Origin of the sequence: Enterobacter cloacae (assembly GCF_013375935.1) — a bacterium.
Lineage (GTDB): Bacteria > Pseudomonadota > Gammaproteobacteria > Enterobacterales > Enterobacteriaceae > Enterobacter > Enterobacter pasteurii.
The window spans coordinates 3,216,757-3,230,326 of record NZ_CP056117.1 but is presented as its reverse complement, the minus strand read 5'-3'; the positions used below and the strand labels follow the sequence as shown (position 1 = coordinate 3,230,326).

Sequence of the window (13,570 nt, the reverse complement as noted above, 5' to 3'; positions counted from 1 at the left end):
CCCGGCACGCGTGCCGGGCGTCTTTTATCAGTCCAGCATCTTACGAATCACATAATGCAAAATGCCGTCGTTCTGGTAATAGGTCAGCTCTGTTGCCGTATCAATACGACAACGACAGTCCAGCACTTCCGTTTGACCGTCTGCGCGCGTTAACTTCACCGGCACCGTTTTACCCGGTTGCAGCTGTTGCAGACCGCTGATATCGATCTGCTCTTCCCCGGTCAGACCCAGCGTTTTACGCGTCACGCCCTGCGGAAACTCCAGCGGCAGGATCCCCATCCCGATCAGGTTTGAACGGTGAATACGTTCAAACGATTCGGCAATGACCACGCGAACCCCGAGCAGGCGCGGCCCCTTCGCAGCCCAGTCGCGGCTGGAGCCGGAGCCGTACTCTTTCCCGGCAATGACCGCCAGCGGCGTTCCCTCCTGCTGATATTTCACGGCAGCATCATAAATCGAGATGACCTCCGTATCCGGCAGATGGCGCGTCATGCCCCCTTCCACGCCCGGCACCATTTCGTTTCGAATGCGGATGTTGGCAAACGTGCCGCGCATCATGACTTCGTGATTTCCGCGACGCGAGCCGTAGGAGTTAAAATCGCGGCGTTCCACCCCACGGCTTTGCAGATAACGCCCCGCAGGGCTGTCCGCCTTGATGCTCCCGGCCGGTGAGATATGGTCGGTCGTGACGGAATCCCCCAGCATCGCCAGAATGCGCGCACCGTGAATGTCCTTCAGCGGCGCGGGCTCTGCCAGCATCTCGTCGAAGAACGGCGACAGGCGGATATAGGTGGAATCGTCCTGCCAGCCATAGGTGTCAGAGCCAACGACGTCGATCGATTTCCATTCCGGCGTACCTTCAAAGACTTCGGCATATTCCTTGCGGAACATCTCGGTGGATACTTTCTCTACCGCGCGCGCAATTTCACGCGACGAAGGCCAGATGTCCTTCAGGTATACCGGTTCATTCATGCGATCGTGCCCAATCGGATCGGTCGCCAGGTTAATATTCATGTTACCTGCCAGGGCATACGCCACCACCAGCGGCGGCGAGGCCAGCCAGTTGGTCTTCACCAGCGGATGAATACGGCCTTCGAAGTTACGGTTACCGGAAAGCACCGCGCCAACGGTCAGATCGCCCTGCCTGATCGCCACTTCAATGGGTTCAGGCAGCGGGCCGGAGTTACCGATGCAGGTCGTGCAGCCGTAGCCCACAAGGTTAAAGCCCAGCTCGTCCAGGTAAGGCGTGAGTCGTGCCTGGGCCAGATAATCAGAAACCACTTTCGAACCCGGCGCCAGAGAGGCCTTGACCCACGGCTGCGGCTTGAGCCCCAGCTCTACCGCTTTTTTAGCCAGCAGCCCGGCTGCCATGAGCACGCTCGGGTTGGAGGTATTGGTGCAGGACGTGATGGCGGCGATCACCACCGCGCCGTCAGGAAGCTGATACTGATGACCGTTCAGAACATAGTCGACCGGACGGCGATCTTTTTGCGCCGTATTCACCTCCAGCTCGTTGCTGGCGGCAAAGGCAGCCGGAACGTTGCTTAAGGCGACGCGGTCCTGAGGACGTTTTGGTCCTGCGAGGCTTGCCTCAACGGTGCCCATATCCAGTTCAAGCGTGCTGGTAAATACCGGTTCGTCACCCGGGTTACGCCACATGCCCTGCGCTTTGGTATAGGCCTCGACCAGGGCAACCTGCTCCTCGCTGCGGCCGCTGAGTCGCATATACTCCAGCGTAACGCTATCAATCGGGAAGAAGCCACAGGTCGCGCCGTATTCGGGCGCCATGTTAGCGATAGTGGCACGGTCCGCCAGCGGTAACGAGTCCAGACCATCGCCGTAAAATTCAACGAATTTGCCCACCACGCCGTGCCTGCGCAGCATTTGCGTGACCGTAAGCACCAGGTCCGTGGCGGTAATGCCTTCGGATAATTTACCGGTCAGCTTAAAGCCCACCACATCCGGAATGAGCATAGATACCGGCTGGCCAAGCATGGCCGCCTCCGCTTCAATCCCGCCGACGCCCCAGCCCAGAACGCCGAGGCCGTTGATCATGGTGGTGTGTGAATCGGTGCCGACCAGCGTATCCGGGTAGGCCACCCACGCTTTATCCTGCAGCTCACTCCAGACGGCTTTGCCGAGATATTCGAGGTTAACCTGGTGGCAAATGCCGGTTCCCGGCGGCACCACGCTGAAGCGGCTGAACGCCTGCTGACCCCATTTCAGGAATACGTAGCGTTCATGGTTACGCTCCATCTCCAGACGGACGTTTTCGCCGAACGCATCGTCGTCGCCGAAGCGATCCACGGCCACCGAGTGGTCGATGACAAGATCGACCGGAGAGAGCGGGTTAACCTTCGCGGTGTCGCCCCCGAGACGCTTAACGGCTTCACGCATGGCGGCCAGATCAACGACCGCCGGCACGCCGGTGAAATCCTGCATTAACACCCTGGCCGGGCGATAGGCTATCTCTCTGTCTGCGTGAGCATTCTTTAGCCACCCTGCCAGAGCATGGATATCCTCCTCGGTAACCGAGTCGCCATCCTGCCAGCGTAAAAGGTTTTCCAGTAAGACTTTCAACGACTTGGGTAACCGCGAAATGTCCCCAAGCGTTCTGGCTGCCAGCGGTAAGCTGTAGTAGTGCCAGGTTTTATTTTCCGCCTGTAATGTGTCCTTACTGGCTTCGCGTAGGGTAAACGACATAAGCTCCTCCATAAAAACAGGGATGTCCTGACAATCATCAGGGCTGTAATTAAAGATAACACAAAGATGTCGTAACGTTTTGATAACAACCCGAATTGATAAATTTCGGAATGCTCCAGGGCGCGGGATAAAACAAAAAACCCCGCCGTGGCGAGGTTTTACGATTTAGTGGAGAGCCAGCCAGATGAGCTGACACCAGAAGAGGATCGACGCCGAGAATACGCCGAGCCACGACCAGTATTTTAAGGTTGTCATGTTATTCATCATAGGGACACCAGACTTTATTTATTAAACATGGCGAGGTCTGCCCTCGGTCTATATTGCTGATGTGTATTTATTAAAGAGTACAAAAGTGCAGAGTCTTTATTCAGACTATTTGCATCGTTACGCAAAATACTAAATTATTGTTTTTTGGGTTCGTCTTCCGCGAACACATCAATAAAGGCCTGCTGTTGCGGCGTTAGTTTCCACGAGGCCGGCACGCTGGTTGCTGGCGCCTTGCGCGCTTTGTGAGCATTGTCACGAAGCTGACACATCTCTTTTATCGCTTCTGTACGCACCGTTATGGCCATATTCAACCCCAGTATTTCCAGATAAGAAGCGCAACCACCACCCAAAACAGGGCAGAGCCAAGAAAGACCGCCAGCCAGGCTTTACGCTTAAGCGCGGGATCCCTTTGCGGTTCTTCACTTCCTGACGGCATTGCTAACCTCATACAATCGATATCGCTTATCATTTAGAGACCAAACAATTGACACAAGTAATCATCTGATGAGATAAATCCTAAAGAAACTTTAGCCGAAAAGCCAGTGAATTTACGCATCTGCGTCCAGGAATATTCAATCTTTTGACCAGAAATAAATAATTGAAAAGAATAATTTGCACACCTGTAAATTACTTTCTACTTTTGTCGCAAATTTGCGACAGTAAAACCTTAGTCATTAAATGGATTATGACGATATATGACGGTGACGCAGATGATGATAATTCTAATTCAGGTTTGCGGGGTAAATTCGGTATCTTTCCGCAGGAGAAAGATACCGGATGTGATTATTTGGCGGGGAGCTTAATGTCTTTAAACATCTCTTCGATGTCTTCGTTGGAGCGCAGGGCCACTGCCGTATCCACCACGTCGCGCGTAAGATGCGGCGCGAAGCGTTGAATAAAGTCATACATATAGCTGCGCAGGAAGGTGCTGCGACGAAAACCTATCTTGGTGGTGCTGTGGCTGAAAATATCATGCGCGTCCAGGCGCACCAGGTCCGGATCGGAGACCGGATCCACCGCCATGCTCGCAATTACCCCAACGCCAAGCCCGAGTCGAACGTAGGTTTTAATTACGTCCGCATCCGTCGCGGTAAAGACAATGCGCGGTGTTAAACCCGCGCGGTTGAAGGCGGTATCAAGCTCCGAACGGCCCGTAAAGCCAAACGTATAGGTCACCAGCGGATATTGCGCCAGCTCTTCTATAGTCACTTCCCCCTTCCCCGCCAGCGGATGGTCGGGCGTTACGACAATTGAGCGGTTCCAGTGATAGCACGGCAGCATCACCAGGTCGTCGTACAGGTGAAGGGCTTCCGTTGCGATGGCAAAATCCGCATTGCCTTTTGAGACGGCTTCGGCGATTTGCGTCGGCGAGCCCTGATGCATATGCAGCGAAACGCGGGGATAGCGTTCGATAAAGCCTTTAATTACGCCGGGAAGCGCGTATCGCGCCTGCGTATGCGTGGTGGCAATATACAGGGAGCCTTTATCGGGCCAGGTATGCTCCCCCGCGACGGATTTAATAGCGTCCACTTTGGAAAGCACTTCCCGTGCAATACGGATGATTTCCTGTCCCGCCGGCGTGACCTGCGTCAGATGTTTACCGCTGCGGGCAAAAATCTGAATACCTAACTCATCCTCCAGCATACGCACCTGCTTACTGATGCCGGGCTGGGAGGTATAAAGACCTTCTGCGGTGGAAGAGACATTGAGGTTGTGATTGACGACCTCAACGATATAGCGAAGCTGCTGTAATTTCATGCCTGACCATCCGATTTAGCGCATGCGTCCATCGCTTAAGACGATTTGATAATAAAAAACGGGTTAACTATAACCACTATATCATTTATAGCCAGGCTGTATAGTACGGAACAAAAAATAATAACGTGGTAATAAAAAAGGGCCGGAAGTCCGGCCCTTTCACAGGTAAGTTACGGTAAGGGAAGATTATTTCTTGCCTTCAACCCATTTGCCGTCAACAAAGAAGGCTGACCAGCCGGTCGCTTTACCCTCTTTCTCCGCCGCCACGTACTGCTGCTTCGTTTTACGGCTAAAACGCACCACGGTTTTATTGCCTTCCGGATCCTGCTGCGGCGCATCGGCCAGGTAGCGCAGTTTTTCCGGCAGGCGGTCGCGGAAGCGATAAAGCTCTTCTACCAGCGGCGCGCGCGTTTCACGTGATTTCGGGAAGGTATTGGCCGCGAGGAATACCCCGGCAGCGCCGTCACGCAGCACGAAATAAGCGTCCGACTTCTCACACGGCAGCTCCGGAAGCGGAACCGGATCTTCCTTCGGCGGTGCAACTTCACCGTTACGCAGGATCTTGCGCGTGTTTTTACAGTCGTCGTTGGTGCACGCCATGTACTTACCGAAGCGTCCCATTTTCAGGTGCATTTCGGAACCACATTTCTCACACTCGACGATTGGGCCATCGTAGCCTTTAATGCGGAACTCGCCCTCTTCAATCTCGTAACCGTCGCAGGTCGGGTTGTTACCGCAGACGTGAAGCTTACGTTTCGGATCGATCAGGTAGCTGTCCATCGCCGTGCCGCATTTCTTGCAGCGGCGCTTAGCGCGAAGCGCGTTGGTTTCCGCATCATCCCCTTCCAGCACGTTGAGAACTTCGTTCTCCGGCACGAGGTTGATAGTGGTTTTGCAACGCTCTTTCGGGGACAGCGCGTACCCGGAACAGCCGAGGAACACGCCCGTGGTGGCGGTGCGAATGCCCATCTTACGGCCACAGGTCGGGCAGTCGATGCTGGTCAGAACCATCTGGTTAGGCAGCATGCCGCCCTCTTCAGGATCTTTCTCGGCTTTCTCAAGCTGGTTGGTAAAATCGCTGAAGAAGCTGTCGAGAACCTTTTTCCACTCGGCCTTGTGGCTGGCAACCTCGTCAAGGCTGTCCTCCATCTGCGCGGTGAAATCGTAGTTCATCAGTTCACGGAAGTTGGCTTCCAGCCGGTCAGTGACGATCTCGCCCATTTTTTCGGCATAGAAACGACGGTTCTCAACGCGAACGTAACCGCGATCCTGAATGGTCGAGATGATTGACGCGTAGGTGGACGGACGGCCAATACCGCGTTTTTCCAGCTCTTTCACCAGCGACGCTTCGCTGAAGCGCGCAGGCGGCTTGGTGAAGTGCTGAGCCGGAACGAGATCGACCAGCGACAGCTCGTCACCTTTATTGACGGACGGCAGCGTTCGGTCTTCATCCCCTTTACGCAGCGCGGGCATTACTTTTGTCCAGCCGTCGAAACGCAGAATACGGCCGCGAGCCTTCAGGCGGAAATCACCGGCACCGACGGTCAGGGTGGTGGAGTCGTATTTCGCAGGCGTCATCTGGCAGGCCACGAACTGGCGCCAGATCAGCTGATAGAGCTTCTGCGCATCCGCTTCCATATCTTTCAGGGATTCAGCCAGCACGGAAACGTCAGAAGGACGAATCGCCTCGTGCGCTTCCTGAGAATTCTCCTTGCTGGCGTACTGATTAGGGCTTTCCGGCAGGTATTTTTTTCCGAAGTTGTCGCCAATGTAGCCGCGCACCATGTTGACAGCATCCTGGCTCAGGTTGGTTGAGTCAGTACGCATGTAGGTGATGTAACCCGCTTCATACAGACGCTGGGCCATCATCATGGTCTTCTTCACGCCATAGCCCAGACGCGTGCTTGCAGCCTGCTGAAGGGTAGACGTAATAAACGGCGCGCCAGGCTTGCTGCTGGTCGGTTTATCTTCACGATCCAGAACCTGATAACGCGCTTTTTCCAGCTGCGCCACGGCGGCCATTGTCTGGTCGCGGTTTTCAGGACGGAACGGCTTGTCGTTGTGGTGGCTCACCTGCAGGGGCAGCGCATCGCCGCCCGGCGTGGTGACATTCGCATCCACTTCCCAGAACTCTTCCGGAACGAACGCTTTGATTTCGCGTTCGCGCTCCACGACAAGGCGCACGGCAACGGACTGTACGCGCCCTGCTGAAAGACCGCGAGCGACCTTTTTCCACAGCAGCGGCGAGACCATGTAGCCCACAACGCGGTCCATAAAGCGACGCGCCTGCTGAGCGTTTACACGGTCGATATTCAGTTCACCCGGCTTTTCAAACGCCTGACGAATCGCATTCTTTGTAATTTCGTTAAACACTACACGGCTGTAGCGTTTGTCGTCTCCGCCGATCACTTCCCGCAGGTGCCATGCGATGGCTTCCCCTTCGCGGTCAAGGTCGGTTGCGAGATAGATGTGGTCGGCTTTTTCAGCCAGCTGCTTCAGCTCGTTAACGACTTTCTCTTTGCCTGGCAGCACTTCATATTGTGCATCCCAGTTGTGCCATGGGTTAACACCCATGCGGTTGACAAGCGCGCTACGTTCATCCTTTTTAGGCTTTTTAGCCCCTTTGGTGGAGGTAGAGTCTGCGCTCTTTTTGCTGGCTGAGCCACTGGTCGGCAAATCGCGGATGTGACCAACGCTGGACTTAACCACGTAGTCATTGCCCAGATATTTATTGATCGTTTTGGCTTTTGCCGGGGACTCAACGATGACGAGAGCTTTACCCATATTCACCTTTACCTAATTTAATTCTTCCAGGAATACGCCGCACGTTGATTTCCCTTCCGCTGACGGCGAGCCATTGATATTGCGACGGCGTCAGGGGATATCAACCCCTATGTCTTACCGAACGTCAGAATGGCGACATCCAGGTCATTGAGTTATCGGGTATTTTTCTCACATCACTATTCATTCGTGACGAATTCCCGGTCGAATGTCAAGCAATTCTGTTGCCAGAATGACGAAAGCGCACACTGTACCTGATAAAATTCGTTACGCAACTTTATTAGCATGCAAAAGCAAATCCCGCCAGCAAGCCGCCGGTTCCTTATCCCCTCTGATAACAGGGAAAATTTGCCCCTGAAGCGCCCCAGGCGTAGACTATTGTCACTGTTTAAGGAGTGGAATATGCAGAATACAACCCAACCCATTGACCGAGCTTCTCTGCTTATCGAAGCAAACAAACTCATTCGCGACCATGAGGATACCCTGGCAGGGATCGAAGCGACTGGCGTAGAACAACGTAATGGCGTGCTGGTGTTCAGCGGTGAATACTTCCTTGATGAACAAGGGCTGCCCACCCCGAAAAGCACCGCCGTATTTAACATGTTTAAGTACCTGGCGCATGCGCTCTCAGAGAAGTATCACCTGGTCGATTAAGACAAAAACGCGAGGCAAATGCCTCGCGTTTTTCTTTACAGCAGCGGCTTTTGGCCCCGCTGGAGCCAGCGCAGCAGCAGGCGATCCGCGCTTTCTGCCGCGCTATTGGTAAAGCGATCCAGAAGGCGCTTGCGCTGGGTAAAACGTACCCCTACCAGCTCGCGGCCCTCCATCAGGTTGAGCAGCAGATCGTCACTGGTGCCAACGTCATCCACCAGCCCCTTCTCCTGCGCCTGGGTGCCGTACCAGTGTTCACCCGTTGCCACCTGCTCAATATCAAGCGTAGGGCGCATACGGTGCACGAAGTCTTTGAACAGATGATGGGTTTCGTTCAGATCCTCACGGAATTTCTGCCGCCCCTCTTCTGTGTTTTCACCAAGCAGCGTCAGCGTGCGTTTGTACTGACCCGCGGTGTGCAGCTCAATATCAATCTCTTTATTTTTCAGGAAACGATTGAAGTTAGGGATCTGCGCGACCACGCCAATCGAGCCGATAATGGAGAAAGGCGCTGCAACGATTTTGTCCGCGACGCAGGCCATCATATAGCCACCGCTCGCCGCGACTTTATCCACGGCTACAGTAAGCGGGATCTGCTTATCCCGCAGGCGCTGTAGCTGTGAAGCCGCCAGCCCATACCCATGGACGACACCACCCGGGCTTTCAAGACGAACCACGACCTGATCCTGCGCAGTGGCTACGGCAAGCACCGCCGTCACCTCTTCGCGCAGTGAAGAGACTTCGTGCGCGTCCATGCTGCCTTTAAAATCGAGCACATAGACCCGCGGCTTTGCGTCAGCCTGCGGGGCACCACGCTTTGCTTTCGCCTTCGCGGCCCTGGCTTCCTGCTTCTGTTTTTTCTTGCGCGCTTTCAGCCACAGCTTCTGCTGATGATCGTCCAGCAGCGCCAGCGACATCTCTTCCTGCATCTCTTGATACTGCTCACTCAGGCGGGTAATGCGTAATTCACCGCGCTGACGCTTGCGCTGCGTCAGGTTGGCAATCAGAACGGCAATCACCGCAATAGCAATAACCACCGTCGCGATTTTGGCCAAAAACAACCCATATTGAGAAAGTAACTCCACGCGTTCCACCTTGATTTAACCACGAATCTTTCACGCCAGTGTACAACAGCCCGGCCTGGGCGTCTCGCTCGGGACATTACCTCTGCGAGGCGGCTTCAGGAATACCCCGATTCTGGTTTAAATCTTTGCAAATTGTTAATTTCCAAGCGTTCTGTCCGGTAGACTGATTGAATTCTGACGCTGTTTCGGGCATAAAGCCGAAAAGTCATAAATAAAGGTGCAGGTCCCGCCCGTTGCACCTGAGGAGTCACCGTGCATTATCAGCCACAAAAAAACCTTCTAGAGAACCGTATCATTCTGGTTACCGGTGCCAGCGACGGGATTGGTCGCGAAGCTGCCCTGACCTACTCCGAATACGGTGCCAGCCTTATTCTGCTCGGACGCAATGAAGAAAAGCTCAAGTCCGTCGCGCGGGAAATTGAAGACGCCAGCGGGACGCCCACGCCCTGGTATACCCTGGATCTGCTGACCTGTACGCCAGCGTCATGCCAGGCGCTTGCCCGGCGCATCGGCGCCCACTACCCGCGCCTGGACGGCGTCCTGCATAACGCGGGATTACTCGGTGAAGTGCGTCCGATGGATGAGCAGGATCCCGAGGTGTGGCAGCAGGTGATGCAGGTTAACGTCAACGGAACGTTTTTCCTGACTCAGGCATTGCTTCCTTTATTACTTAACTCAGATTCCGGCTCGCTGGTCTTCACCTCCTCCAGCGTGGGTCGTCAGGGCCGCGCGAACTGGGGGGCATACGCTGTCTCTAAATTTGCTACTGAAGGGATGATGCAGGTGCTGGCGGAGGAGTATCAAAGCCGCCACCTGCGGGTGAACTGTATCAACCCAGGCGGTACGCGCACTAAAATGCGCGCCAGCGCGTTCCCGACCGAAGATCCGCAGAAGCTCAAAACCCCGGCCGATATCATGCCGCTCTATCTTTGGCTGATGGGCGACGACAGCCGTCGCAAAACCGGAATGACCTTTGATGCCCAGCCGGGCCGTAAGCCGGGGATTTCGCAATGAGTAAAGAACGTCACCAGCAGCGCCAGCAGCGCCTGAAAGAACAGGTCGACGCGCGCGTGGCGGCCGCACAGGATGAGCGCGGGATCGTCATCGTCTTTACCGGTAACGGCAAAGGAAAAACCACCGCCGCATTTGGCACCGCTGCCCGCGCGGTCGGGCACGGCCAGAAGGTAGGCGTGATCCAGTTTATCAAGGGCGAATGGCCCAACGGTGAACGTAATCTGCTCGAACCGCACGGCGTCGAGTTCCAGGTCATGGCGACCGGCTTTACCTGGGACACCCAGAACCAGGAAACGGATACCGCCGCCTGCCTCGCCGTCTGGGAGCACGCCAAAAGAATGCTTTCCGACCCGACGCTGAATATGGTGCTGCTGGATGAGATCACCTATATGGTGGCCTATGACTACCTGCCGCTACAGGACGTGCTGGAGGCGCTCAAGAATCGCCCGGCGCATCAGACGGCGATCGTTACGGGGCGCGGGTGCCATCGGGATATTCTGGAGCTTGCAGATACCGTCAGCGAGCTGCGTCCGGTTAAACATGCGTTCGATGCGGGTATCAAAGCGCAAATCGGGATTGATTATTAAAGAAAAAAGCCCGGTATGTTCACCGGGCTTTTCGATTAACCGTTGTTATTATTACGGCTGCCAGAGCGGCGATTGCTGCTTACCTGGCTGTGACGCTTCACCGCACGGCGAATCTGATTTGCCTTCATGCGACGACGATCTTTTTCAACCGCCACCTTAGACGTGGTTTCTGGCGTCAGTCCAACCAGATCGCGCAGGTAGTTAGTTTGCGTCAGATCCAGCTCGGTATAGCCGCCGCGAGGCAAGCCTTTAGGCAGCAGAATGTCGCCATAGCGAACGCGGATCAGGCGGCTTACCTGCACACCTACCGCTTCCCACAGGCGACGAACCTCGCGGTTACGCCCCTCGGTCAGTGTAACGTTGTACCACTGGTTAATGCCTTCACCACCGGTAAATTTGATGGTCTTGAACGCCGCTGGGCCATCTTCAAGCTGCACGCCGCGCGACAGGTCGCGCAGTTTGTTCTCGTCAACCTGGCCGAATACGCGTACTGCGTATTCACGCTCCACCTCACGGCTTGGATGCATCAGACGGTTTGCCAGTTCACCATCGGTAGTGAACAGCAGCAGGCCGCAGGTGTTAACGTCCAGACGCCCTACGGCAATCCAGCGAGCGCCGCGCAGCTTAGGCAGACGGTCAAAGACCGTCGGGCGACCTTCCGGGTCGTTGCGGGTACACAGCTCGCCTTCCGGCTTGTAGTAAGCCAGCACGCGGCAGATCTGCTCAGCGGATTCTTTAACGGAGATAAGATGGCCGTCGATGCGGATCTTGAGCCCCGGTACGATTTCAACGCGGTCACCCAGCGTGGCAATTTTGCCGTCCACGCTCACGCGACCGGCTTCAATAATGGCTTCGATTTCACGGCGTGAACCGTGGCCGGCGCGCGCCAGCACTTTCTGTAACTTCTCGCTCATTGAGCTTCCTCAGGTGTCGCCTTCACAGGCGTCGAATCAGGTCAAAAACAGAGCAGCGCCCTGCTTTGATGGCCGCGTAGTATATCTGCTTACACCCTTACAAGAAAGGCTTAACGTCACCTGCGCCTTCACGAATCACCTCTGGCGCATCTTCGGTGAGATCCACCACGGTGGTCGGCTGCTGGCCGAGATAACCGCCGTGAATAATCAGCTCTACCACCTTTTCCAGACGATCTTTAATCTCTTCCGGGTCGGATTCGGTGAACTCACTTCCCGGCAGCATCAGCGAGGTGGAGAGCATCGGCTCGCCGAGGGTTTCCAGCAGCGCCTGGGCAATCGGGTTAGACGGCACGCGCATCCCGATGGTCTTGCGCTTTTCCTGCAGCAGACGCCGCGGCACCTCCTTCGTCCCCTTCAGGATAAAGGTGTAGTTACCTGGCGTGTTGTTTTTGATCAGACGAAACGCCACGTTGTCGACGTAGGCGTAGGTCGACAGCTCGGAGAGATCGCGACACATCAGGGTAAAGTTGTGCCCGTCCGGCAGCTGACGAATGCGGCAGATACGCTCCATCGCCCCTTTATCTTCAATTTTACAGCCCAGCGCGTAGCCAGAATCGGTTGGATAGACAATCACGCCGCCCTTGCGGACGATCTCCACGGCCTGATTAATCAGACGCGGCTGGGGTTATCCGGATGAATATAGAAAAACTGACTCATACTTCCCTCTCTTCAATTTGCTGCGGCTGTTCCCAGAGCTGCCAGACCGGCTCAACGCCGGCGGGCAACCAGAGCTTACGCCCCAGTTCGATCCACGCGCAGGGCTGATGAAAATCTGAACCCTGTGATCCAAGCAAGCCAAACTGGCGGGCGTAGGTCGCGAGCTGTGAGCGCTCATTGGGTGCCTGCTGACACTGGGCAACTTCCATCGCCTCACCACCGCATTCGGCAAAGTGCGCCAGCAGCCTTTTCAGCCATTTAGCAGAAAGATTATACCGCCCCGGATGGGCCAGCACCGCCTTACCGCCAGAATGATGAATCACATCAATAGCTTGTTTTATTGTACACCACTGTGGTGGAACGTATCCGGTTTTCCCGCGCGCCAGATATTTTTTAAAGACATCCGCCATGGTTGTTGCTTTCCCCGCCTCAACCAGGAAACGGGCAAAGTGGCCGCGCGTTACCGCTCCGCCGTTCGCCAGCTTTTGCGCACCCTCCAGCGCACCGGGAATATGCGCCTTCTCCAGCCGCTCGCCAATCAATTCCGCGCGATGATTGCGGCGCGCTTTTTGTTCCTGCAAAAGCGTCCGCATAGCCGGATGGTCTGGATCGATGTTAAGGCCAACGATGTGAATCTCGTGGTTTTCCCAGACGGTCGAAATCTCTACGCCGGACACCAGATTGAGCGCCAGCCCGCTGCGGGCAATCTCGGCGCGCGCCGCAGGAATGGCGTCTGTCGTGTCGTGATCGGTTATCGCCAGCGTGCCGACGCGCATTTCTACGGCGCGATGAACCAGATCTTCGGGTGTCAGCAGGCCGTCAGAGGCCTGAGTATGGCTGTGTAAATCATAAATAATGGCGTAGGTGGTATCGCTCAAAGCACTTCCCATAACAGGTTGGAGACATCCGAAGCCCCTATGATACCGACTAACGGAAAAATACTGAAATCAGTGGTTGACAACACGTCATCGAACTAGTTAACTAGTACGCAAGTTCACACGAGAAAGGTATCTGAAAATGACCGCACAATTCACTCTTCACGGTTGGTGGCGCACTTCCTGACTATCGGGCAGTGTCACGCGTCTGCGAAATG

13 protein-coding genes, 1 pseudogene and 1 other annotated feature (1 of these 15 cut by a window edge) are annotated in these 13,570 nt (G+C 55.2%); of the genes and pseudogenes, 4 read left to right on the top strand and 10 right to left on the bottom strand.

Features of this window, described 5'->3' with window-relative positions; translation table 11 throughout:
- Positions 1 to 27: 27 nt before the first annotated feature.
- The 6 genes from acnA to topA form a co-directional block, all read right to left on the bottom strand.
- On the bottom strand, positions 28 to 2,703 hold the full coding sequence (gene acnA / locus HWQ14_RS15145; protein WP_176610163.1) for an aconitate hydratase AcnA: 2,676 nt from the start codon (positions 2,701 to 2,703) through the stop codon (positions 28 to 30).
- Positions 2,704 to 2,868: 165 nt separating this feature from the next.
- Positions 2,869 to 2,967, bottom strand: coding sequence for a small membrane protein YmiC (gene ymiC, locus HWQ14_RS23295; protein ID WP_227009597.1), 99 nt, complete (start codon positions 2,965 to 2,967; stop codon positions 2,869 to 2,871).
- 137 nt (positions 2,968 to 3,104) lie between these two features.
- Positions 3,105 to 3,275, bottom strand: coding sequence for a hypothetical protein (locus HWQ14_RS15140; RefSeq protein WP_176610162.1), 171 nt, complete (start codon positions 3,273 to 3,275; stop codon positions 3,105 to 3,107).
- A 2-nt stretch (positions 3,276 to 3,277) separates the two neighbouring features.
- Complete coding sequence (locus HWQ14_RS15135) at positions 3,278 to 3,418, bottom strand: YmiA family putative membrane protein (RefSeq protein ID WP_245166403.1); 141 nt, start codon at positions 3,416 to 3,418, stop codon at positions 3,278 to 3,280.
- Positions 3,419 to 3,753: 335 nt separating this feature from the next.
- Positions 3,754 to 4,728, bottom strand: a complete 975-nt coding sequence (cysB, locus tag HWQ14_RS15130) for an HTH-type transcriptional regulator CysB (protein WP_006810844.1) — start codon at positions 4,726 to 4,728, stop codon at positions 3,754 to 3,756.
- Between the two features lie 186 nt (positions 4,729 to 4,914).
- Complete coding sequence (gene topA / locus HWQ14_RS15125) at positions 4,915 to 7,512, bottom strand: type I DNA topoisomerase (protein WP_176610160.1); 2,598 nt, start codon at positions 7,510 to 7,512, stop codon at positions 4,915 to 4,917.
- Between the two features lie 399 nt (positions 7,513 to 7,911).
- Here topA and HWQ14_RS15120 point away from each other — a divergent pair, with 399 nt between their 5' ends.
- Entirely contained in the window at positions 7,912 to 8,163 is a 252-nt protein-coding gene (locus tag HWQ14_RS15120; RefSeq protein WP_080329314.1) for a YciN family protein, read from the top strand.
- 35 nt (positions 8,164 to 8,198) lie between these two features.
- Here HWQ14_RS15120 and sohB read toward each other — a convergent pair whose 3' ends face one another.
- Positions 8,199 to 9,245 carry a protease SohB gene (gene sohB, locus HWQ14_RS15115; RefSeq protein WP_176610159.1) on the bottom strand — a complete coding sequence of 349 codons (1,047 nt, stop codon included), beginning with the start codon at positions 9,243 to 9,245 and terminating at the stop codon, positions 8,199 to 8,201.
- Between the two features lie 252 nt (positions 9,246 to 9,497).
- Here sohB and HWQ14_RS15110 point away from each other — a divergent pair, with 252 nt between their 5' ends.
- Together HWQ14_RS15110 and cobO are read left to right on the top strand one after the other, a co-directional pair.
- Entirely contained in the window at positions 9,498 to 10,259 is a 762-nt protein-coding gene (locus tag HWQ14_RS15110; RefSeq protein ID WP_176610158.1) for a YciK family oxidoreductase, read from the top strand.
- Positions 10,256 to 10,846, top strand: coding sequence for a cob(I)yrinic acid a,c-diamide adenosyltransferase (cobO, locus tag HWQ14_RS15105; RefSeq protein WP_176610157.1), 591 nt, complete (start codon positions 10,256 to 10,258; stop codon positions 10,844 to 10,846). Before HWQ14_RS15110 ends, cobO begins: the two co-directional genes overlap by 4 nt.
- Before the next feature lie 35 nt (positions 10,847 to 10,881).
- On the opposite strand, the gene rluB is transcribed toward cobO, so the two are convergent.
- The 3 genes and pseudogenes from rluB to rnm form a co-directional block, all read right to left on the bottom strand.
- Positions 10,882 to 11,760, bottom strand: coding sequence for a 23S rRNA pseudouridine(2605) synthase RluB (gene rluB, locus HWQ14_RS15100; protein WP_148419661.1), 879 nt, complete (start codon positions 11,758 to 11,760; stop codon positions 10,882 to 10,884).
- Positions 11,761 to 11,857: 97 nt separating this feature from the next.
- Positions 11,858 to 12,477 (bottom strand): annotated as a pseudogene (locus HWQ14_RS15095) (L-threonylcarbamoyladenylate synthase).
- Positions 12,474 to 13,367 (bottom strand): RNase RNM, encoded by an 894-nt coding sequence (rnm, locus tag HWQ14_RS15090; RefSeq protein WP_148419660.1) that lies wholly within the window; start codon positions 13,365 to 13,367, stop codon positions 12,474 to 12,476. The pseudogene HWQ14_RS15095 and the gene rnm overlap by 4 nt, the downstream one beginning before the upstream one ends.
- Positions 13,368 to 13,494: 127 nt before the next feature.
- On the opposite strand from rnm, the gene trpL reads away from it, so the two are divergent.
- A complete protein-coding gene (trpL, locus tag HWQ14_RS23505) occupies positions 13,495 to 13,539 on the top strand; it encodes a trp operon leader peptide (protein ID WP_148419835.1) in 45 nt (14 codons plus the stop codon).
- Positions 13,516 to 13,570, top strand: a sequence feature (Trp leader region); it runs 40 nt beyond the window's last position. It overlaps the preceding gene by 24 nt.

Coding starts and splice junctions, on each gene's coding strand:
- acnA (WP_176610163.1), bottom strand. CDS start 2,703: ATGTCGTTTACCCTACGCGAAGCCAGTAAGGACACATTACAGGCGGAA.
- ymiC (WP_227009597.1), bottom strand. CDS start 2,967: ATGAATAACATGACAACCTTAAAATACTGGTCGTGGCTCGGCGTATTC.
- HWQ14_RS15140 (WP_176610162.1), bottom strand. CDS start 3,275: ATGGCCATAACGGTGCGTACAGAAGCGATAAAAGAGATGTGTCAGCTT.
- HWQ14_RS15135 (WP_245166403.1), bottom strand. CDS start 3,418: ATGAGGTTAGCAATGCCGTCAGGAAGTGAAGAACCGCAAAGGGATCCC.
- cysB (WP_006810844.1), bottom strand. CDS start 4,728: ATGAAATTACAGCAGCTTCGCTATATCGTTGAGGTCGTCAATCACAAC.
- topA (WP_176610160.1), bottom strand. CDS start 7,512: ATGGGTAAAGCTCTCGTCATCGTTGAGTCCCCGGCAAAAGCCAAAACG.
- HWQ14_RS15120 (WP_080329314.1), top strand. CDS start 7,912: ATGCAGAATACAACCCAACCCATTGACCGAGCTTCTCTGCTTATCGAA.
- cobO (WP_176610157.1), top strand. CDS start 10,256: ATGAGTAAAGAACGTCACCAGCAGCGCCAGCAGCGCCTGAAAGAACAG.
- rluB (WP_148419661.1), bottom strand. CDS start 11,760: ATGAGCGAGAAGTTACAGAAAGTGCTGGCGCGCGCCGGCCACGGTTCA.
- rnm (WP_148419660.1), bottom strand. CDS start 13,367: ATGGGAAGTGCTTTGAGCGATACCACCTACGCCATTATTTATGATTTA.